Origin of the sequence: Flavobacterium sp. LC2016-12 (assembly GCF_015351595.1) — a bacterium.
Lineage (GTDB): Bacteria > Bacteroidota > Bacteroidia > Flavobacteriales > Flavobacteriaceae > Flavobacterium.
This window is the reverse complement of sequence record NZ_JADKPT010000015.1, coordinates 54,470-75,670: the sequence shown is the minus strand read 5'-3', so window position 1 is coordinate 75,670 and position 21,201 is coordinate 54,470. Positions and strand designations below refer to the sequence as shown.

22 protein-coding genes are annotated in these 21,201 nt (G+C 32.3%); 16 read left to right on the top strand and 6 right to left on the bottom strand.

What is annotated here, in order from left to right; translation table 11 throughout:
• Window positions 1-41: 41 nt before the first annotated feature.
• From IRZ99_RS19245 to menD, 3 genes are all read right to left on the bottom strand, one after another.
• Entirely contained in the window at window positions 42-899 is an 858-nt protein-coding gene (locus IRZ99_RS19245; protein ID WP_194658908.1) for a S1 RNA-binding domain-containing protein, read from the bottom strand.
• Between the two features lie 188 nt (window positions 900-1,087).
• On the bottom strand, window positions 1,088-1,429 hold the full coding sequence (locus tag IRZ99_RS19240; protein ID WP_194658906.1) for a DUF2853 family protein: 342 nt from the start codon (window positions 1,427-1,429) through the stop codon (window positions 1,088-1,090).
• An 85-nt stretch (window positions 1,430-1,514) separates the two neighbouring features.
• Window positions 1,515-3,176: a 2-succinyl-5-enolpyruvyl-6-hydroxy-3-cyclohexene-1-carboxylic-acid synthase gene (gene menD / locus IRZ99_RS19235; protein WP_194658904.1), complete on the bottom strand. Its 1,662-nt coding sequence runs from the start codon at window positions 3,174-3,176 to the stop codon at window positions 1,515-1,517.
• Between the two features lie 171 nt (window positions 3,177-3,347).
• Here menD and IRZ99_RS19230 point away from each other — a divergent pair, with 171 nt between their 5' ends.
• The 3 genes from IRZ99_RS19230 to pip all read left to right on the top strand — a co-directional run bounded on the left by IRZ99_RS19230 (window position 3,348) and on the right by pip (window position 6,060).
• On the top strand, window positions 3,348-4,523 hold the full coding sequence (locus IRZ99_RS19230) for a thioredoxin fold domain-containing protein (protein WP_194658903.1): 1,176 nt from the start codon (window positions 3,348-3,350) through the stop codon (window positions 4,521-4,523).
• A 14-nt stretch (window positions 4,524-4,537) separates the two neighbouring features.
• On the top strand, window positions 4,538-5,035 hold the full coding sequence (locus tag IRZ99_RS19225) for a GNAT family N-acetyltransferase (protein WP_194658901.1): 498 nt from the start codon (window positions 4,538-4,540) through the stop codon (window positions 5,033-5,035).
• A 107-nt stretch (window positions 5,036-5,142) separates the two neighbouring features.
• Window positions 5,143-6,060: a prolyl aminopeptidase gene (gene pip / locus IRZ99_RS19220; RefSeq protein ID WP_194658898.1), complete on the top strand. Its 918-nt coding sequence runs from the start codon at window positions 5,143-5,145 to the stop codon at window positions 6,058-6,060.
• A gap of 88 nt (window positions 6,061-6,148) precedes the next feature.
• On the opposite strand, the gene IRZ99_RS19215 is transcribed toward pip, so the two are convergent.
• Together IRZ99_RS19215 and IRZ99_RS19210 are read right to left on the bottom strand one after the other, a co-directional pair.
• On the bottom strand, window positions 6,149-6,733 hold the full coding sequence (locus IRZ99_RS19215) for a glutathione peroxidase (protein ID WP_194658896.1): 585 nt from the start codon (window positions 6,731-6,733) through the stop codon (window positions 6,149-6,151).
• A 403-nt stretch (window positions 6,734-7,136) separates the two neighbouring features.
• On the bottom strand, window positions 7,137-7,307 hold the full coding sequence (locus IRZ99_RS19210) for a hypothetical protein (protein WP_194658895.1): 171 nt from the start codon (window positions 7,305-7,307) through the stop codon (window positions 7,137-7,139).
• A 333-nt stretch (window positions 7,308-7,640) separates the two neighbouring features.
• On the opposite strand from IRZ99_RS19210, the gene IRZ99_RS19205 reads away from it, so the two are divergent.
• The 8 genes from IRZ99_RS19205 (at window position 7,641) to arsB (ending at window position 12,829) form a co-directional block, all read left to right on the top strand.
• A complete protein-coding gene (locus IRZ99_RS19205) occupies window positions 7,641-8,171 on the top strand; it encodes an RNA polymerase sigma factor (RefSeq protein WP_194658893.1) in 531 nt (176 codons plus the stop codon).
• A complete protein-coding gene (locus IRZ99_RS19200) occupies window positions 8,171-8,959 on the top strand; it encodes an anti-sigma factor domain-containing protein (RefSeq protein ID WP_194658890.1) in 789 nt (262 codons plus the stop codon). Before IRZ99_RS19205 ends, IRZ99_RS19200 begins: the two co-directional genes overlap by 1 nt.
• A gap of 92 nt (window positions 8,960-9,051) precedes the next feature.
• Window positions 9,052-9,456 (top strand): DoxX family protein, encoded by a 405-nt coding sequence (locus IRZ99_RS19195; RefSeq protein WP_194658889.1) that lies wholly within the window; start codon window positions 9,052-9,054, stop codon window positions 9,454-9,456.
• A 12-nt stretch (window positions 9,457-9,468) separates the two neighbouring features.
• Window positions 9,469-10,203: a DUF3667 domain-containing protein gene (locus tag IRZ99_RS19190; protein ID WP_194658887.1), complete on the top strand. Its 735-nt coding sequence runs from the start codon at window positions 9,469-9,471 to the stop codon at window positions 10,201-10,203.
• 93 nt (window positions 10,204-10,296) lie between these two features.
• Window positions 10,297-10,629: a helix-turn-helix transcriptional regulator gene (locus IRZ99_RS19185; RefSeq protein WP_194658885.1), complete on the top strand. Its 333-nt coding sequence runs from the start codon at window positions 10,297-10,299 to the stop codon at window positions 10,627-10,629.
• 18 nt (window positions 10,630-10,647) lie between these two features.
• Window positions 10,648-11,121, top strand: coding sequence for a DUF6428 family protein (locus tag IRZ99_RS19180; protein WP_194658883.1), 474 nt, complete (start codon window positions 10,648-10,650; stop codon window positions 11,119-11,121).
• A gap of 15 nt (window positions 11,122-11,136) precedes the next feature.
• Window positions 11,137-11,766: a protein-tyrosine-phosphatase gene (locus IRZ99_RS19175; protein ID WP_194658881.1), complete on the top strand. Its 630-nt coding sequence runs from the start codon at window positions 11,137-11,139 to the stop codon at window positions 11,764-11,766.
• A 1-nt stretch (window position 11,767) separates the two neighbouring features.
• Window positions 11,768-12,829, top strand: a complete 1,062-nt coding sequence (arsB, locus tag IRZ99_RS19170; protein ID WP_194658879.1) for an ACR3 family arsenite efflux transporter — start codon at window positions 11,768-11,770, stop codon at window positions 12,827-12,829.
• 120 nt (window positions 12,830-12,949) lie between these two features.
• Here arsB and ccsA read toward each other — a convergent pair whose 3' ends face one another.
• On the bottom strand, window positions 12,950-16,162 hold the full coding sequence (gene ccsA, locus IRZ99_RS19165) for a cytochrome c biogenesis protein CcsA (protein WP_194658878.1): 3,213 nt from the start codon (window positions 16,160-16,162) through the stop codon (window positions 12,950-12,952).
• 427 nt (window positions 16,163-16,589) lie between these two features.
• Between ccsA and IRZ99_RS19160 the strand changes: the two genes are divergently transcribed.
• From IRZ99_RS19160 to IRZ99_RS19140, 5 genes are all read left to right on the top strand, one after another.
• The gene (locus IRZ99_RS19160) at window positions 16,590-18,155 is read left to right on the top strand and encodes a glycoside hydrolase family 28 protein (RefSeq protein ID WP_228519129.1); all 1,566 of its coding nucleotides are present in this window, start codon (window positions 16,590-16,592) and stop codon (window positions 18,153-18,155) included.
• Between the two features lie 153 nt (window positions 18,156-18,308).
• Window positions 18,309-19,070, top strand: a complete 762-nt coding sequence (locus tag IRZ99_RS19155; protein ID WP_194658876.1) for a Rossmann-like and DUF2520 domain-containing protein — start codon at window positions 18,309-18,311, stop codon at window positions 19,068-19,070.
• Window positions 19,054-19,581: an HAD family hydrolase gene (locus IRZ99_RS19150; RefSeq protein WP_194658875.1), complete on the top strand. Its 528-nt coding sequence runs from the start codon at window positions 19,054-19,056 to the stop codon at window positions 19,579-19,581. The genes IRZ99_RS19155 and IRZ99_RS19150 overlap by 17 nt, the downstream gene beginning before the upstream one ends.
• A gap of 106 nt (window positions 19,582-19,687) precedes the next feature.
• Complete coding sequence (locus IRZ99_RS19145) at window positions 19,688-20,614, top strand: geranylgeranylglycerol-phosphate geranylgeranyltransferase (RefSeq protein ID WP_194658874.1); 927 nt, start codon at window positions 19,688-19,690, stop codon at window positions 20,612-20,614.
• Window positions 20,607-21,191 carry a Maf-like protein gene (locus tag IRZ99_RS19140; RefSeq protein WP_194658872.1) on the top strand — a complete coding sequence of 195 codons (585 nt, stop codon included), beginning with the start codon at window positions 20,607-20,609 and terminating at the stop codon, window positions 21,189-21,191. Before IRZ99_RS19145 ends, IRZ99_RS19140 begins: the two co-directional genes overlap by 8 nt.
• Window positions 21,192-21,201: the final 10 nt, after the last annotated feature.

Genomic DNA, 21,201 nt, shown 5'->3' with positions numbered 1-21,201 from the left:
AGCAGCCTTTCTTGTTATAAAAAATTCTTTCAGAATAAATTCTAGTTTTCTTTGACAAGATAGATTCCGTCTTCTTTTATCTCAATAAGTTTATCTTTATATAAAGCTCCAATTGCTTTTTTGAAGGTCTTTTTACTCATTTTTAAAACTGTTTTAATGTCCTCTGGGTGTGAAGCATCATTTAGTCTCAAAAAACCACGATTGGCGCGCAATTCATCTAAAATTTTCTCTGCATTTGGTTCAATACTTTGATAACCTTGTACCTGTAAAGCTACGTCAATTTTATTATCAGGACGAATATTTTTAATAAAACCGATCATTCTGTCTCCAGTTCTGATGGCGTCATCATAAACTTCATCTTTATATAACAAACCTTTATGTCTTTCATTGATAATTACATTGATTCCCAATTCAGTAATATGAGAAACAATCAAATCAACTTCTTCTCCTTTTTCAACAGTAAGCTGATCGTTGGACAAAAATTGATTTAATTTACTTGAAGCTACCAAACGATTGGTTTTTTCATCCATATAAAGATAAACCAGGTAACGCTTTCCTTTTTCCATTGGACGCGCTTGTTCTTTAAACGGAACCAGAATATCTTTCTCCATTCCCCAATCCATAAAAGCACCAACCTGATTGGTGTAATTTACCCTCAATAAGGCAAATTCATTTAATAAAATATAAGGCTCTAATGTAGTAGCAACCGGACGTTGTTCGTGGTCTAAATAAACAAAAACTATAAGCTCTTCGCCTATTTCAAATTCGTTTGGAACGTATTTATTGGGTAATAATATATCGTGAATTCCTTCAGGATCTTTTTCAGGATTTCCTAAAAATAAACCAACTTTGGTATCACGTAATATGGTAAGTGTATTGTATTTTCCTATTTCAATCATTATAATGAGGTTCTGAGTTGCTAAGCAACTAAGTTTCTAAGCTGCAAATGTACGAAGTTTGAAAATGGTTCAAAGAAAAATGTTTGACATTAGAGAGTAAAATTCCTCTTTATTTTAAACTCTCTAAATAATTAAAAAGCAAAAGCACCATATAAATAGTGCTTTTTATATCAGATCGACATTTAAGTTTAATTATAAACACTCTCTTTTTTAAAGTGCAACGTCAACAAATAATATACAACAACTCTGTATTTATTTTTGTTCGATTTACCGTATTTCTCTAAAATAGCGTTAATTCCTTCATCTAATGCCGGACTATCCGTCAAACCTAATTTCTTAATTAGAAAATTTTTCTTTACAGTATGCAATTCAGATCGTTGAGATCCCGCTACTGTTGACGAATCTGCATTATAAATAGAAGGCCCGCAGCCAATTGTAACTTTCGTTAACAAATCCATATTTGGCGTAACTCCACATTTTTCTTTAAGATCAGCAGCATACTTTGCGATCAATTCTTCTCTTGCGCTCATAATTTTATATTGGTTATATTAATACAGCCAAATGTAAAATTAAAAACGCATTCGTGAATAATTTTAACACTATTTAACTTACAAATTATTTCAACTCTTTAAAGTATTGTTTTAAAACAATATCATTTTCTGTAGTTGGTGTGAAAATCTCCAAAATGGCCGGAGTATCATCTTGTGTGTATAATTCTTTAATTTTAGTTTCTAATGATTCTGTATCAAAAGCAGTCAAATAATTAAACTGATACATTTTTGCCAGATGTTCCGCAGTTAAATGATGGGATGTTTCAAAATAAGTATTAAAAACAGGTTTTTCTTCATGTCCCGGTAAAATTCTGAAGATTCCTCCTCCTCCATTATTAATCAAAATAATTTTGAAGTTTTTTGGGATATAAGCATTCCATAAAGCATTGCTGTCATATAAGAAACTAATATCTCCCGTTATAAAGACATTTTGTTTTTGACTTCCTACTGATGCACCAATTGCTGTTGATGTGCTGCCGTCAATACCACTTGTTCCTCTGTTGCAAAAAACTTCTATTGAAGGATCGATATGAATTAATTGCGCATATCGAATTGCTGAACTATTACTAATCTGAAGCTGACTATCTTTAGGAAGCGATTCAATGACTTTCTCAAAAACCTTAAAATCCGAAAAAGGGATTTTTTCCAAATATTGATTTCTTCTGATTTTACGAAATTTATAAATTGTACCAATTTTTTCGGCATATTTACTTTTCGTATGTTCCGTTTTTGAAAACAAATCTTTAAAGAAATCGTTGGGTTGCATTACAAAATGCTGTGTCAGGGCATTGAAGGTATCGTAAGCTCGTAAAGTATCAATATGCCAGTGCTCTTTTGGTTTATGCTTACGCAAAAATCCTTTTATACGTTTAGATACGATCATTCCACCAAAAGTCACTAAAACATCTGGATTAAGCTCTTTAAAATCAACATCATCAAACGGTGTAATTAAAGTATCAATACTATTAATAAAATCCGGATGATGCAGATTTGAAGTCGTTTCTGTTAAGACTACAACAGATGGATCTTGTGCCAAATTGTCGATAATTTCCTGATCGATACCATTTGCCTCGTTAACGCCAACCATGATTAATTTTCGTTTGGCCGAATTCCAAATTGAAACAAAATCGGCTACGTTTTCAATCGTTTTTGTTCCGATACTTTCTTCTGAATGTGTGATTTTTGGCTGAACAGAAAGCGCTGAAACAGTCTCATATAAAGGTTCTTCAAAAGGTGCATTGATATGAACCGGACCTTTTTGAAGAATCGCCGTTTCGATAGCTTTATTGATTTTTAAATCATTTTCTTCTGAAGCTTCTTCAGTTAAATTGGCGTTGAAAACGGAATGATTCTGAAAAACATTCTCCTGACGAATTGTTTGCCCATCACCTATGTCTATCTTACTTTGTGGACGATCTGCAGAAATTACAATCAAAGGAATCTGACTGTAAAATGCTTCGGCCACAGCCGGATAGTAATTTAATAATGCTGAACCTGACGTACAAACAATTGCCGTTGGCATTTTAGTTTGCTGTGCAATACCTAGTGCAAAAAAAGCTGCACAACGTTCGTCTGCAATACTATAACAGGTAAAATTAGGATTTTGTGCAAAACCTATCGTTAAAGGCGCATTTCGTGATCCCGGAGAAATAATAATATTGGTAATTCCTTTTGCTAAACAAATTTCGATAATGCTTTGAGCAAGCGGTATTTTGGGGTAAATCATTCTTGTGACGTGTTATTTTTAAAGAAAATCTAAACTTGAAGATTTCATTTTATACCACAAAGTTACAAACTTCGTATTTGATTTACTTATAAATTGGGAAGATATTAAGGCTGTTTTTAGAAAAAGGAAATATATTTGTAAAAGCATTTTTTTGATCAAAATAAACTTCCTATGCGTTTCATTTATCTTTTTTTGCTTTGTATTTCAATACAAACCGTAAAGTCACAGAATCAATTTGTGCCTGATGATACGCCCTATAAAAAAGCTGTAGAAATGGCAAAAACAGAGGAGAAACCAATTTTTATAATGCTTTATGCTGATTGGTGTCCTCATTGTAATCAGATGAAAAAAGAAGTTTTTAACGACCCGAATGTGATGGACTTTTTAAAAGAAAATTATGTTTGTATCTGGAAAAACATTGAGAAGGAAGAAGGAATAGCCCTAAAAAATAAATACAACACCAAATCGTTACCTACTTTTTTATTTTTGGATTCCAATGAAACGCTTTTGTACGCTTTAAAAGGCGAAATGAAAACGCCTGAGTTCATGACTGAGGTAAAATATGCCTTGAACTCAAAAATGCAATTACCTTATTTAGAGAAAGAGTTCCTCTCAGATCCAAGTAATTCAACAAAGTTTTTTGCCTACCTAAATACTTTGAAAAAAGGAAAAGACAGAACCGATTTATCTCCTGCAACACATACTTATCTCAGCACGCAATCTGACGCACAGTTGCTTAGCGAAACCAATTGGAGAATTATTGCAAATGGGGTGACCGATATCAATTCAAGAGAATTTCAATACGTTTTAAAACATCAAAAGGAATTTGCAGCTGTGGCTTCACAGAATCGTGTAGATCGGAAAATAGAAAGTATTGTAACCGAATTACTTCGCCCGTTAGTTGATAATTTAGATACTGTAAACTATTATAAACAAAGAGAAGTAGCAAAATCAATTCGATTACAGAAAACAGATTCTTTAGTTTTTAAATTTGACTTGACTTTGGCTGAAAGAACTGAAAAATGGCAGTTTTATAAAAAAGTAACGCTTGCAGATACTCAGAAATTAGTTTGGAATGATGCCAGCTTTTTAAAAGATATTGGGCAAACGTACCTGAAACATATTAAAGATACCGAAAGTCTTAAAAAAGCTATTTTCTGGGTTAAACATTCTTTAGAACTTAATGATTCTTATGATGGAAATTTACTCCTCGCGAAACTTTACAATAAAATCAAAGACAAAAAATTAGCTTTGCAATATGCCAATGATGCCAAAGTCATATGTACCGAAATGACCTGGAATACTAAAGAAGTTGATACTTTGTTAGCTGAACTAAACACAAAATAATATCCAATAAAACCATGAGCCTTACTCTTAGACCTGCAACAATAAATGATTTAGGAAAAATTCTTGACATTGTAAATCATTCTATTGTACATACCACCGCTAATTATAACTATGATGTTCAAACGCTTGAAGTGCAAACAAAATGGTTTGAGGATAAAGCTGCCAAAAATCTACCTATTGTTGTGGCTGATTTAGATGGCGAAGTAGTTGGTTTTGGAAGTTATGGCCAATTTCGTGAAAAAATTGGTTATCAGTATACGATTGAACATTCTGTTTATGTCGTAGATAATGTAATTGGGAAAGGGATTGGATCAAAATTGTTAACTGAATTAATTCGTTTAGCAAAAGAACAGGGTTATCACGTAATGATTGGTGCAATTGATGCTGATAATGCCGGAAGTATTGCTTTTCATGAAAAATTTGGTTTCGTAGTCACAGGAACGATCCGCGAAGTTGGTTATAAGTTTAATCACTGGTTAGATTTAGTTTTCATGCAATTGATATTGAATTAGAATTTAACCGCAAAGTTCGCCAAGTATAAAATCTGATTTAAAAAAGGACGTAAAGTAGACTCACATTTTTGGAAAACCTAACAAGAATGATTTAATTATAACTAACATTGAAGAAAAATTATAAGTTCGAGAACGGCTATCTTAAAGTTAGCGAAATTCATGAAATCTATTATGAAGTTTGTGGTACTGATAATGGACAAGTTTTTTTATTTGTTCATGGAGGTCCTGGCGTAGGATTTTCAGAAAAAGACAAGCGTTTTTTTGATTTTGAGAAACATAAAGTAATCTTTTTTGACCAAAGAGGGTCTTCAAAAAGTAAACCTTTTGGTTGTATTAAGGAAAATACAACTCAAGATCTTGTTGATGATATCAATGTTCTTTTAAAACATTTAAATATCCAAAAAGTTAATGTCTTTGGAGGTTCATGGGGAACAACACTAAGTCTTGTGTTTGCTATTCAAAATGCTGAAAAAGTAAAAAGTCTTTTATTGAGAGGTGTTTTTCTTGGAGATAAAAAATCAATTGAGCATTTTTTAAATGGTGGAGTTGAAAATAATTTCCCAAAAGAATGGAGTAGATTCAAGAAGAACGTTCCAATAGATTCAAATTTAACTATACCGGAATATTATTTAGATCAAATGCTGAATGGAACTCCGGAAAATAGATTTTTTTATTGCTATGAATGGGCATTCTACGAAATATCTATTTTTAAAAAAGGGATTACCGAGAAGGAAATTGAGGCTATTATTCAAGAATTCCCGTTTGAATCTTTAGCAATTATGGAAGCTTATTATTTAAGTAATAATTGTTTTATTGACGAAAACTACATCTTAAATAATACGAGTGTTCTCGATCATATTCCAATAACTATCATTCATGGAAAACAAGATTCAATTTGCCCTGTTGAATATGCTGAATTATTAAATGATAAACTTAATAATTCTATTTTATATATTGAAGATGGTGGACATTCAGACTCAGAACCTGCTATAGAAAAAAGGATTATTAAGGTTTTGAATGACTGAAGCTGATTGATCAATCACAAATAAAAAAAATCCACAAACCTGAATTTACATTCAAATTTGTGGATTTTTCGGTTTAGATTATTTTGAATTAACTTTTAATCCAATTAATCACTTCTGGCTCTGTTACTAATGTTTTAGGTTTAATTACTTTAACCAATTCGCCTTTTTCATTGATAAGGTATTTTTGGAAATTCCATTCAACTTCAGAATCCTGTAAACCATTTTTAGATTTTTGTGTTAAGAACTTATATACTTCACACATATCATCTCCTTTTACAGAAACTTTATCCATCATAGGAAAAGTTACACCGTAATTTTGTTGACAAAATGTTTGAATTTCTTCATTGGTTCCCGGTTCCTGAGATGCGAAATTATTTGCCGGGAAACCAACAATAACAAAACCTTTATCTTTATATTCTTTGTAAACAGCTTCAAGATCTTTGTATTGTGGTGTTAACCCACATTTTGAAGCGGTATTTACAATCATGATTTTTTTTCCTTTTAAAGAAGCGAAATCAAAAGTGTTTCCTGATAAATCTTCCACTTTAAATTGATAGATGGTTTGTTTTCCCATAACTTTTTCTGTTTTAGATTTATTGATACTTGTTTGAGCCTGAAGTTGTGCCGTCATTAAAAAGACTGCACTACAAACTAAAAATGCTATTCTGTTCATCGTTTAATTTTTTATAAAATTAGTTAAAATCTATTTTACGGAAAGAGTTTGATTGCTTTATTTTTATTAAACATAAGTTAAATAAAAAAACGAAGCCTAACGTTAATCACTCGTTAGGCTTCTCCCCATACAAACAAATCAAACCATGAATTAATATTATCCTTTAATCTTATAAATAAGAAAATTGGTGCTATCCTGAATTCTTATATTATAGTTACTTTATCTTCTAATTATAGTTGATGCCTCCCGGTTATAGTGAAAATTATTTAAACCCTAATTCATATTTCCCATCTGATCTTTTTAATGGCGTGTATAAGGAAAATTTTAAATTCGTTTAATTTGGAAAATACAGTTTGCAAATAATTTTCGGGTTGGAAGTCCGGGGACACCAACTATTATATTTTTATACTTTGTGAGAAATTTGAATAAAATCGCTTTGGCAAACTGTGCTACTTAAAGTTGAATGATGAAGCTTGAAAATTCCTTTTCGGGTGTTTTTGGATTCAAAATCAGTCAATGCCAAAACAGAAGTCAGTGCTACAATCAAAATTTTTATTTTATTCAGATTTTTCATAGTATTATTTTTTACTTGTTAGATTTTATTTTTTAATCTTTTGCGCTAAAACTAAATTTCACTTTTGTCTAAACAATTACTATTCAAGATGTTTTTTGGCCTTTTGCTATTTTCAAAAATTATTTCTCTATGTTATAATAGCATATACGAGATTGGATTGCTTTTGGTTTTAAAAAAATAAAAAAAAAGTGATTTTTTTCCTAAACACCTTGTTTTACTAGGGTTAAGACTGTTAAAAAAAATAAAAAATTAACAAAAAAATAAATTATCTTTATATCAGGGAATGAAAAAAAGTATTAAAACTTTATTTAAAAACTTAAAAACCTTAAATCTATGAGTCAAGAAGAATTATTAGTTTTGATCTACAAGAAAGACGAAAGAGCTTTTACCCACTTGTATGATATGTATTCCAAAAGTTTATATTCGGTTATTCACGTTTTGATAAAAAACAGAGAAGAAGCTGAAGATGTTTTGCAGGAAGTTTTTGTCAAAATCTGGAAAAATATCGATTCGTATAACGAAAGTAAAGGTCGTTTTTATACATGGATCCTTAATATTGCCCGCAATACTTCTATAGATAAGTTAAGATCAAAAAATTATAATAATAGCCAAAAAAACCTTTCCTCAGATAATTTCGTAAATCTGTTAGACGACAGTAACAAACTACTTAATAAAATTGATACCATTGGGATTCAGGAATTCGTCAAAAAACTGAAACCAAAATGTATTGAAATTATCGATTTGTTATTTTTTAAAGGATATACCCAACAAGAAGCTTCAGAAGAATTGGCAATGCCATTGGGAACTATCAAAACGCAAAACAGAAACTGTATTAACGATTTACGTAATTATTTAAAGATATAATGGAAGCACAAGAATATATAGACTCAGGAATTCTAGAACTATACGTTTATGGTTTATTAACCGAAACTGAAAATTTAGAAATAGCCGAAATGGCTAAAAAAAGTCCCGAAGTGGATCAGGAAATTATTTCGATAGAAAAAGCTATTGTAGCTTTATCATCAAGCTTCTCTCCTTTTCATTCGGTAGCAAATTTTGAGAAAATAAAGGCCCGTTTAGAATTGAAACACGGAAAAGTAGTCGAAATGAAACCCGCTTCAAAATGGTCTCAATATGTGGGCTGGGCAGCTGCCGTTTTACTACTATTAGGACTTGGCTATCAAACTTTAGAATTGACAAAAACCAAAGATGCAATTGCAACTGTTGGCAGTGAGAAAACTAAGATCGAAAGAGAGTTTGCGTACTTAGATCAGCAAAATAAGGAGACTCAGAAAAGTTTGAATATCGTTAGAGATATTAAAAACACTGGCGTGACACTTGGTGGTCAGACTGTTTCTCCAACATCATTTGCAAAAGTGTACTGGAACAAAGACACCAAAACAACTTATATTGATGCTGCAGGTTTACCAAAACCTCCAAAAGGAATGGTATATCAGGTTTGGGCTTTAAAATTAAGTCCGGTACTTACACCAACAAGTATTGGTTTATTAAGCGATTTTGAAGGAAATTCAAATAAAATCTTTGCTGTAGATCGTACCAATGAAGCTGAAGCTTTTGGAATTACACTTGAACCAGCCGGAGGAAGTTTAACACCAACTATGACACAACTATATACTTTAGGAAAAGTGTAAAAATAAATATTGCTTAAAAACTCAAAGCGCATATTAATTACTTTAATGTGCGTTTTTTTATTATTTTTAATTCCACTAACAAAAAACAAACCATGAAGGGAACTTTATTATTAAGAATTGCAGTTGCCATTATTCTTCTCACGCACTCCGTTTTCGGCATGTTTAATAACGGTATTAATGACTTCGGGAATTTATACCTGAATCAGATTGGGTTTGCTCCTTTTGGTGTTTTTCTGGCGTGGTCAATTAAATTATCACATGTTATTGCGGCAATACTGTTACTTCTTAATAAATATGTTAAGTTTGCAGGCTTTGTAACTATTTTTGTATTGTTAATGGGAATCATATTAGTCCATTTTGAAGAGGGTTGGTTTGTTGTTGGTGGAGGAAGAAATGGCGTTGAGTATAACTTTTTATTAATTGTAGTTCTAATAGCTATTATGTTTCCTAATGGTTTTAAAAGAATGCAATTCAATAATTTGAAAGAAAAATTATAAAGAAAATTTAGAATGGAAATAATCTGCAAAAACTGTAATAAGATTTTTAAAGGCCATTACTGTAACAACTGTGGACAGACGGCCGAAACACATAAGATTAATGCTCATTTTTTATGGCATGATATCCAACATGGTCTATTGCATTTTGACGAAGGAATTCCCTATTCTTTAAAACAATTATTTACCAGGCCAGGACATTCAATCAGAGAATTTATCGAAGGGAAACGTGTGAAACATTTTAAGCCTTTGTCATTAGTTGCTGTTCTTGGGGCTTTATACGGGTTTCTATGTCATTATTACGAAATCAATATATTTGCAAATTCTAGTGATGATGGTATAGATTTGAGTGATTACAACGAATGGATGGCAGCACATTTTTCATGGGTAACCATTGCTACTATACCAATTTATACTATTGGAACTTTTATAGTATTCAGGAAACAAGGTTATAATTTTTTTGAATTTTTTGTTCTCAATACTTTCAAAGCCTCGCAAAGACTCTTTGTGCAAATTTTGACATTTCCTGTGCTATTATATTTAAGTAGTAAAAATCATATTGAGAAGTTTTCAACAATGACGTATATAATTGGAGTCATTTTAACATTTTGGACTAACATTCAATTTTTTAATAAAATGTCAAAAACAAAAGCATTCTTTTTAACGCTAGTTAGTCATATTATATTTTTAACCTGTTTCTTGCTACTTGTAGCTCTAGTTCTTTTATTGTCGGGAAAAATGGTTGATTAAGCACGGGTTAGAATAGTAAAAAAAGAAAATAATGTGTTATTTTCTTTTTTTAACAAAATACATATCGTAATATTGCAATATAAATATAAACCAATGGGAGCATCTAAATCAGATCACTTTACAGATCATCAAAACGAATTGGCTACTTTAACAAAAGCTTTAGGCCATCCCGCACGAATTGCTATTATTGAATATTTGCTTAAAGTAAATACTTGTATCTGCGGAGATATAGTCAACGAATTACCGCTTTCACAACCTACAGTTTCTCAGCATTTAAAGGAATTAAAGAATGCCGGATTAATTAAAGGAAATATTGATGGAAACGCTATTTGTTACTGCATTAACGAAGCTGGTTTTGAAAAAATAAAATCCTTTTTTCAAACTATCACGCTTCATATTGAGAAAAATAAAAAGGAATGTTGTTAATTATTAAATCAAATTATTATGAAACTTTCAGAGATTAAAAAATTGCTTACTACTGTTGAAACAGTAAATTTTCAATTGCCAAACGGAAGCTTTGTTCCGGAACATTTTCACGTTACCGAAGTAGGTTTAATTACCAAAAACTTTATTGACTGCGGTGGAACCGTTAGAAAAGAAACGGTTGTGAATTTCCAACTTTGGGATGCCAATGATTTTGAACACCGTTTAAAACCACAAAAACTAATTCATATTATTGAACTTTCTGAAAAAGTTCTTGGAATAGAAGATTTTGAAATTGAAGTGGAATACCAGGACACCACCATTGGTAAGTATGATTTGGATTTCAATGGAAAAGATTTCGAATTAATAAATAAAAATACTGCTTGCTTAGCGCAGGAACAATGTGGAGTTCCATCAGAAAAATCAAAATTTAAACTTTCACAGTTAAATGCAGATACTAATAATTCTTGCACACCTGGTGGGGGCTGTTGTTAACTAATTCTTTAAAAAATGTCAAACTCAAATACCTTATTCCCCGAATTAAATAAAATTGTTTCTTTATTTGATTTTCAAAATATTACAGCAGATCGCAAACAAACATTACAATCTCTGATTGATTTTATACAGTCAAAATTTAACGTAAATCTTGAGATCAGATTAAATTTTATTTGTACTCATAACTCGAGACGTAGTCATTTATCTCAGGTTTGGGCACAAACGGCAGCTTATTATTTTGATATAAATAATGTTTTTTGCTATTCCGGTGGAACAGAAGCAACGGCATTATTCCCAAAAGTTGTAGAAACCCTTAAAGAATCAGGGTTTCTTATAGAAGTACTTTCCGAGGGAAGTAATCCCATTTATGCTATAAAATATGCAACAACACAATATCCTGTAATCGGATTTTCGAAAAAGTATGATAATGATTTTAATCCCGAAGATGATTTTGCAGCTATTATGACCTGCTCACAAGCTGATGAAGGCTGCCCGTTTATTATAGGAGCAGAAAAACGTATTCCGGTTACTTTTGAGGATCCAAAAGCTTTTGATAACACACCCCTACAAACTGAAAAGTATCAGGAACGAAGCTTGCAAATCGCGACCGAAATGTTTTATGTCTTTTCTGAAATAAAAAAATAATATGTCAGTAAATCATTGCGCCCCAGTTACAGAACGAAAAAAACTTGGTTTTCTTGATCGGTTTTTAACCCTTTGGATTTTCCTTGCGATGGCAATTGGTATTTCGATTGGGTATTTCATTCCGTCAAGTGGCGTTTTTATCAATTCATTCTCAACTGGAACAACAAATATCCCTCTTGCTATTGGGCTAATATTGATGATGTATCCGCCATTAGCGAAAGTGAAGTATGAACAAATGGGAAGCGTTTTTAAGAACACAAAAATATTAGGAGCCTCTTTGTTCTTAAACTGGATTGTCGGCCCTATTTTGATGTTTGTCTTAGCGTTGCTATTTTTAAAGGAATATCCCGATTATATGATGGGCCTAATTTTAATTGGATTAGCCCGTTGTATTGCTATGGTTGTCGTTTGGAATGATCTCGCCGATGGAAACAGAGAATATGCCGCCGGGTTAATTGCTTTAAATAGTATTTTTCAGGTTTTGCTTTATAGTCTGTATGCTTATCTTTTTATTACCGTATTACCACCTTATTTTGGTTATTCTGGATTTGAAATCGACATTAGTATTAAGCAAATTGCGGAAAGTCTCGGAATCTATTTAGGAATTCCTTTTGCGCTGGGAATTATTAGCCGTTACGTTCTTATAAAATTAAAAGGCGAAGAGTGGTTTCAGCATAAATACATTCCCATCATCTCACCTGTTACTTTGATTGCGCTGCTTTTCACAATTGTACTTATGTTTAGCCTGAAAGGTGAACTGATTGTTCAGATTCCGATGGATGTTATACGTATTGCAATTCCTCTGGTACTTTATTTTGTCATTATGTTTCTAGTTAGTTTCTTTATTGGAAAATATTTTGGAGCTGATTATTCAAAAAGTACCGCAATTGCTTTTACGGCGACTGGCAATAATTTTGAACTTGCAATCGCAGTAGCCATTGGGGTATTTGGTATAAATAGCGGTCAGGCCTTTGCAGGCGTTATAGGCCCCTTAGTAGAGGTTCCTGCTTTAATAGCTTTAGTAAATGTTGCTTTTTGGTTTAGAAAAAAATATTTCTCTTAAACATTCAAAGGTTATCTTTCCTCAAGCCAAAATAAGCTTAGCAAAAATTAATTCATAAAAAAAGGTTCAACATTACGTTGAACCTTTTTTTATGAATTAATAATTACATTTTATAATTATCTATTTTTTCACTTTTTTAGTTTTATAATATTTGCTGTATTTTGGATAAGTAACAATTCCTATTAAAGTTATTGTTCCTAATGAATACCAAATCCAGCTTAATGAATGCGCTTCTCCACTTGCATAAGAGTGTAATCCAACTAAGTGAAAGTTCACTCCATAATAGGTGAACAAGATTGAAACAAAAGCATACATAGTCATTAAGTTAAAGAACCATTTTCCTCTCAAAGCTGGTACAAAACGAGCATGAATTACAAACGCATAAACCATAATAGAGATCAAAGCCCAGGTTTCTTTTGGATCCCATCCCCAGTAACGTCCCCAGCTTTCATTCGCCCATTGTCCTCCTAAGAAGTTACCAATAGTCAACATAATCAAACCAATTGTAATTGACATTTCGTTGATATAGGTGATTTCTTTGATGTTTAGTTCCATTTTCGTTTTATTCTTCTCATTGGTAAAGAAAATTAATATCAGGGCTACAAAACCTAAAATCATTCCAAGTGCTGTAGGTCCGTAACTTGCCACAATAACGGCAACGTGAATCATTAACCAATACGAATTCAAAACAGGCTGTAAATTTGCAATTTCAGGATCAACCCAGTTGGCGTTTGATGCCATGAAAATCATCGCTGTCACAAACGCTGCAGATGCCACTGTAAGTTTTGATTTTCTGTCAAAAGCCAATCCAAAGAACATTGTTGACCAAGCTACATAAACAATTGCCTCATAAGCGTTACTCCACGGTGCGTGTCCTGAGATATACCAACGAGCGATTAGGGCTACTGTATGAAGTGCGAATATTAATCCAATTAAAATGTGGAAACCATTTACTGTAATGCGTAAAAACTTTTTGTCAAAGAAAATACTGAAAAGTGTAAAAATCAACATAAAGATTCCTGCAAGCGAATACCAATAAAACATTTTTGGCAAAATATTGTATTTGTTATACGCGATTTCAAGGTCAATTTTCTTTTCGCTTGGACGAACTTTACTTCCAAATTTCTTCTGAAAACCATTAATACTTTCAACCAACTGATCAGCGGTATTAAAGTTTTTAGAAATCGAACCATTGTTTAAAGCACTAAAATACAGAGGAAGAATTTGCTTCACATAAGTGGCATCTATGCCTTTTAAACCAGCATGATCAATTTCTAAATAAGAGATCCATTTGTTGTTTGGATCATTTGGAATTGGGAATATTTTTAAGATACTACCACTCAATGCAGATTCCATCAAGTTTACTTTTTTATCTGTTTCGATAAAATCTTTCTCAAAACTATTTGGATTGGCTGCTTTGTAAGCTGCATCTAAATAAGGTGAAAGTTTGTAGTTTCCGTTTTCATCAAAGAACTTTACAAAGGGAGCAAATTTTGCTCCTTTTTCAATTCCGATAATTCTACGAATACTGTCATTTTCTGGTTTGATGTAAATAATAGGAATCTGAATCCAAACCTGAGCATACTGTGTCATTGACAAAAATACCTGATCAGAATTCATTCCGTTATACTTGTCATCGTGGCTTACTTTTCTCAACAATTCAGATGAAAAAGTATTAATAGGTTTCATTCTACCACCAGCATCCTGAATAATCAAACGACCAAATTTAGCAGCATGAGCTTCCGGTGCTTTGTAGATTGATAATAACGAATCTAATTGTCTCTGACTTGGCGGTGCTGTAACATGATTGGCATGGTCATTTGGATCTGCCGTATGATTATGGTCATGTCCTGGTGTATGAACGTGTGGTGCCTGAGCAAAACCACTTAGACCGATCATTAAAACCAAAATAGTAATTAACTTTTCTTTTTTCTCTTTTACTTTCTCCAATTTTCTTTTTAAATCTGTAAAACGAGAACCTTTTGTAAACATAATCGCCATTAAACCGAAGAATAACATAAAATAGCCTAAATAAGTTATTGAAGTTCCCCAAAAATCATGGTTTACAGATAAAATGGTTCCTTTTTCATCCGGATCAAATCCTGATTGAAAAAAACGATATCCCTTATGATCTAAAACATGATTCATATAAATGCGGGCGTCAAAAGTTTCAGATGAATCCTGAACGGTTACTTTACTTTCAAAAGCAGAATAACTTTTTTCCGTTCCCGGATATTTTGTAGCGATAAAATCATTCAGTCTAATTTTGAAAGGCGTAATATATGCCTTACTTCCGTAGAATAAAGTGTAGTCAATCTTACCAATTTTAATTGATTTTGGTTCCCCAATTTTACCTTTAGAACCCAAAAGCGTAATTTCTTTTTCCTGCCCATCTGCTTTTAACTTTACAATTAAAGCATCGTTATGATTTTTTGCTTTAAAATCATTATTTGATTCATAAGCTATAACTCCTTTAACAGCAGGATCCGGGAAAACGATTCGAATATCTCCGATACTGTAAAGAGAACGCATCATTAACGGCTGTACATTATCTTTTGTTACACTTCCTTTAAATTTATCAGCCATTCGCATAAATTCTCCTTCAAATGGCGTCTGAATTGTATATTTTTCTCCTTTAGTATTAATATTAATCGCTCCATCTGTTGGTTTATTCAAAGCAAATAAAACGTTGTGAATATTTTGAACCTCTCCCTCTTTTAAGAAATGTTCTTCACGCCCGCCAGCTCCGGCTTCAACCAATTTAATATATAAAGTACCGTTAGGATTTGGTTTAACCATTTCTTTAGCTCCCAAAATATAATTTGAATAGGAAACTTCAAAAGGCGTCTCATCAAATTTTCCTGAAAGACTAAAGTCATTATTAGTAACTGGAGACAGTAAAAGATTCTTTTCAAAAACCCTGCGTTTCATTTCTCCTTTATATTCACCATCGGCAAAAACAGTTAAGAATGTTTTTTCAGAAAGGATTTGGTTTTCCGCTGCTCCTTCGCGAATCGGCATTACACCTTCATAACTAATATAACGCGTAATAAAGGCTCCTAAAAGAATAAAAATAAAGGCAATATGCAGTAATAAAGTTGCCCATTTTTCCTTTCTTAATAATTGGTAACGTTTGATGTTTCCGAAAAAGTTGATCATAAAAAAGACCATTATTGCCTCGAACCACCAGGTATTGTAAATTAAAATTCTGGCTGTGTCAGTATTGTACTTACTTTCGATAAAAGTTCCAATACCCATTGCGATTGCAAATGTTAAAAAAAGAACGGCCATTAATCGTGTAGAAAACAAAAAAGAGAATATTTTTTTATCCATTTCTGAGGAATTACATTGTATAAAAGTGCCACAAAAGTACTTAAAAATGTTGAGTTCTAATATTTGTGTTTTGTTAATAAAAACCAAAAAAGAATAGTGCTGCTTTTAAATTTCATTAACAAACGACAACTAAATTGGATGGAATTTTATATTATAGAATTAATATTTTTTATTAGATTTGTGTAATCGATTACATTATTAGTTTTTTATAAAATAAAGCTATTTTTTTATTTTCCTTAAAAATTAAACACTTTAACAAGAATTGTATCTGCTAACAAACCAAACTTCATATAATTACAAAAACATGAAAACGAAACCACTTAATCTATTCTATTTTGCTCTGGTAATGCTACTCTCAGGCGTGTCAAATTACACAAGTGCCCAAAATTCAAAGTCCTATGATTCCTACGTCAACATTGAATTTAAGATGTCAAAAATTCAGGAGCCTAAGATTCCAAACAATACCGTAAACTTAAAAGATTTTGGAGCTGTCAATAGAGGTTCTGTTTTAAATACCAAGGCTTTTGCCGATGCCATAGATGCGGTTTCAAAAAAAGGTGGTGGAAAAGTAATAATACCTCCGGGAATCTGGCTTACCGGCCCAATTATTTTAAAAAGCAATATCGAATTGCATGCAGAAACAGGTGCATTAATTAAGTTTTCAACAGATAAAAATTTATATCCACTTATTCAAACCAGCTTTGAAGGTCTTAATACGTGGCGTTGTATCTCTCCTATTTATGGCAAAAACCTTGAGAACGTTGCTTTTACCGGAAATGGTGTCTGGGATGGCTCAGGAGACGCCTGGAGACAAGTCAAAAAGAATAAATTAACCGAGAGTCAATGGAAAGAACTTGTTGCATCTGGTGGAGTTCTAAATGAAAAAAAAGATACCTGGTATCCGTCTGAAACCTTTAAAAAAGCAACTGTTGGAGCGGATCAAAATGTGCGTCTTGATTTAAAAACCAAAGAAGATTTTGAAGCTATTCATGATTTTCTGCGTCCAGTACTGGTAAGTATTCAAAATAGCAAAAGAGTACTTTTCGACGGACCTGTTTTTCAAAATTCACCAGCCTGGAATATTCATCCTCTAATGATTGAAGACTTAATAGTTCGTAACATTACGGTTAGAAATCCTTGGTATTCTCAAAATGGTGATGGTATTGACGTCGAGTCGTGCAAAAATGTATTGGTAGAAAACTCAAATTTTGATGTTGGCGATGACGCGATTTGTATAAAATCAGGAAAAGACAAAGATGGTCGTGAAAGAGGTATTCCGTGCGAGAACATTATCGTAAAAAACAATATCGTATATCACGGTCACGGTGGCGTAACTGTAGGAAGCGAAATGTCAGGCGGCGTAAAAAACCTGCATGTTTCAAACTGTACTTTTATGGGAACTGATGTCGGTCTGCGTTTTAAAAGTACTCGCGGACGCGGCGGAATCGTTGAAAACATCTTTATTTCAGATATCTATATGACCGATATTCCATCACAGGCGATTTCTTTCGATCTTTATTATGGAGGGAAATCTATTGCAGAAACGTTGGCTGAAGGCGGAACTAAAACCAATAACAAAGTTGTTCCGGTAAACGAAGAAACACCTCAGTTTAAAAATATTTTAATCAAAAACATTACGATTAAAGGGGCGCAACAGGCTGTGTTTTTACAAGGTTTACCTGAAATGAACCTTCAAAATATAGAACTTTCTAATTTAGTTATTTCAGCTGAAAAAGGTTTTTCTATAATTGATGCCAGCGGAATTAAAATTACAAACGCGAAATTAGATATCCAAAACCCGTCAATATTTGAAATTTATAATGGTAAAAATATCATTTTGAAAGACGTTGAATTCAATTCAACTTCTTCAAAAGCAGTTACAATTGATGGTGCTGCGAGTAAAAATATTGAATTAATTTCTTCCAAAAAAACAGATTTTGCTACCAAAACCACAATTAGTGAAAATGTTTCAAAAGGAACAGTAAAACTTTAAATGCACTAAAATTCAGAATAACCCCGTTACTTATAATTAGTTAAGTAACGGGTTTTTCTTTTGTATAAAAATTAAGGCAATCAGGTCACTTTTAAACGAAAGACTAACGAGACAAAACCAATATACTTTAAAAAATAATCTTAATTTTGCCATATGATTCAAATAACAATAATTGGTTCCGGAAATGTTGCGCAGCATTTGATAAAAGCTTTCTCTAAAAGTGAAGCTGTAGAAATTGCACAGGTATTTTCGCGAAAAAAGGAAAAATTGAGTTCTCTTATTGAATTCGATAAAATTGTTAGCAATTATGAGAATCTAAAAGAAGCTGATCTTTACATTATCGCAGTTACAGATAACGCCATTGCAGAAGTCTCACAACAATTACCTTTTAACAACCAACTTGTGGTTCATACTTCAGGAACTGCTTCTATTGAAACTTTAGATGATAAAAATCGTAAAGGCGTTTTTTATCCGCTCCAGACTTTTTCTAAGAATAAAGAAATTGATTTTTCGATAATTCCGATATGTCTGGAAGCCGATAATACATTTGATTTTCGTGTTTTGGAAACCGTTGCAAAAAGCATTTCAAAAGCTGTTTTTCCAATTAATTCAGAGCAGCGTAAGGCATTGCACGTTGCAGCTGTCTTTGTAAACAATTTCACGAATCATTTATATCAAATTGGCCAGGAAATTTGCGAAGAAAATCAGGTTTCATTCGATATTTTAAAACCGCTGATTCAGGAAACTGCCGAAAAAATAAAAACTTTAGAGCCAATTGATGCCCAAACCGGACCTGCAAAACGCAATGATTCGAGTACAATTGAGGCTCATTTAGAGTATTTAACCAATGAAAATCAAAAAAATATTTATAAAATACTAACACAATCAATACAGCATAATGGCAAAAAGTTATAAGGAAATAATGAATGACATCACCACTTTTATTTTTGATGTTGATGGCGTACTTACAGACAGTTCAGTTTTTGTAACCAATGAAGGAGAAATTCTTCGTACAATGAATATTCGTGATGGTTTTGCCATGAAAGCAGCTGTCGAAAGTGGTTATAATGTCTGCGTTATTTCTGGCGGAAGCAATGAAGGTGTTCGCGTGAGACTAAAAAATTTAGGCATTAGCGATATTCATTTGGGAACTCCTGACAAAGTACAAACTTTTAAAGAATATACCGATACTTATAATATTAAACCGGAACAAGTATTATATATGGGTGACGATATTCCTGATTTCCATGTGATGAAATTAGTAGGATTACCAACCTGTCCCCAGGATGCAAGTCCTGAAATCAAAAATATCAGCCGTTATATCTCGCACGTAAAAGGCGGAAGAGGCGCTGCACGTGACGTAATTGAACAAGTAATGAAAGTACAAGGAAAATGGATGGAACATTTTAGTGGAAAACACGATTAATTATTTTAGATTTTTGATTGTAGATTGTAGATTTTTGATCGCTTAAACAGCATTAAAAAAAACTTTGTCACTTTGCCCCTTTGAACCTTTGTAACTCAAGAAAAAAATGAAATACCTCAAACTCATTCGATATCAAAACCTACTGATGCTTGCATTTATGCAGCTTTTATTTCGTTATTCCTTTTTAAAACTACAAGATATCCCGTTGGCTTTAACTGATTGGCAATATGGATTATTGGTTTTGAGCACTGTTTTATTAGCGGCCGCGGGTTATGTAATCAATAATATATTTGATGTCGCATCAGACACTATCAACAAGCCAAATGATGTTGTTATTGGAAAAGGAATTCCTGAAACACAGGCTTATAATATTTATTTCGGGTTGAATGTCGCAGGTGTTGCCCTTGGTTTCTATTTGTCAAATGTAATTATGAGACCTGGTTTTGCCACCATTTTTATCCTAATTGCTTCTCTGCTTTACTTCTATTCTACAACTTTAAAGCAAATCATGCTTTTAGGAAATTTTGTTGTTGCGCTGCTATTGGCTTTAAGTGTCATTATTATTGGTGTTTTTGATATTTTTCCTGCAACTAATGCGGAGAATCAGGCGCAAATGGCGAGCCTGTTTTCTATTTTAATTGATTATGCTTTGTTTGCTTTTATGATTAATTTTATTCGTGAAATAGTTAAAGATATTGAAGATGTAAATGGAGATTATAATCAAGGTATGAATACTTTACCTATTGCCATCGGAATTAGTAGAGCTGCAAAAATAGCGTTAGGATTTGCGATTATTCCATTTATATTATCGTTGCTTTATATCAACAAATATTTCATGGAAAACGATCTTTTAATTGTTACTTTATATGCTTTTGCTTTTGTTTTGGCCCCTCTTTTATATTTTATTGTAAAAATATTTGGAGCTAAATCTCAAAAAGAATTTCAGCATTTGAGTACAGTTTTAAAATTGATATTGCTTTTTGGTATTTTATCAATCCTGGTTATCAACTTAAATATTAAGTACAATGCTTAAAGAAAAACTAAAAAAATATACTATAATTCTGGCTTCGGGTTCACCTCGCAGACAGCAATTTTTCAAGGATCTAAATCTGGATTTCGAAATAAGACTGAAAGATATCGAAGAAATTTATCCCCCAGAATTAAAAGGGGTTGAAATCACTGATTTTCTATCTGAATTAAAAGCAAGTGCATTTGAGGGTGAACTTAAAGACAATGAAATATTAGTTACCAGTGACACGATAGTGTGGCACGAGGGAAAAGCTTTAGGAAAACCTAAAAGTGCTGAAGAAGCTTTTGAAATGATCAAATCGATGTCTAATACTACTCACGAAGTAATTACTTCGGTTTGTTTTAAAACCAACACTACTTCTACTCTATTACATGATACTACTAAAGTAACTTTTAATGATTTATCAGATGAAGCTATTTTATATTATATAGAAAACTATAAACCCTATGATAAAGCAGGTGCTTACGGAATACAGGAATGGTTTGGTTTTATGGCAGTTGCAAAAGTTGAAGGTTCTTATACCAATGTTATGGGCTTGCCAACAGCAAAAGTTTATGAATATTTGAGTACTTTAGTGTAAAATATTAAAG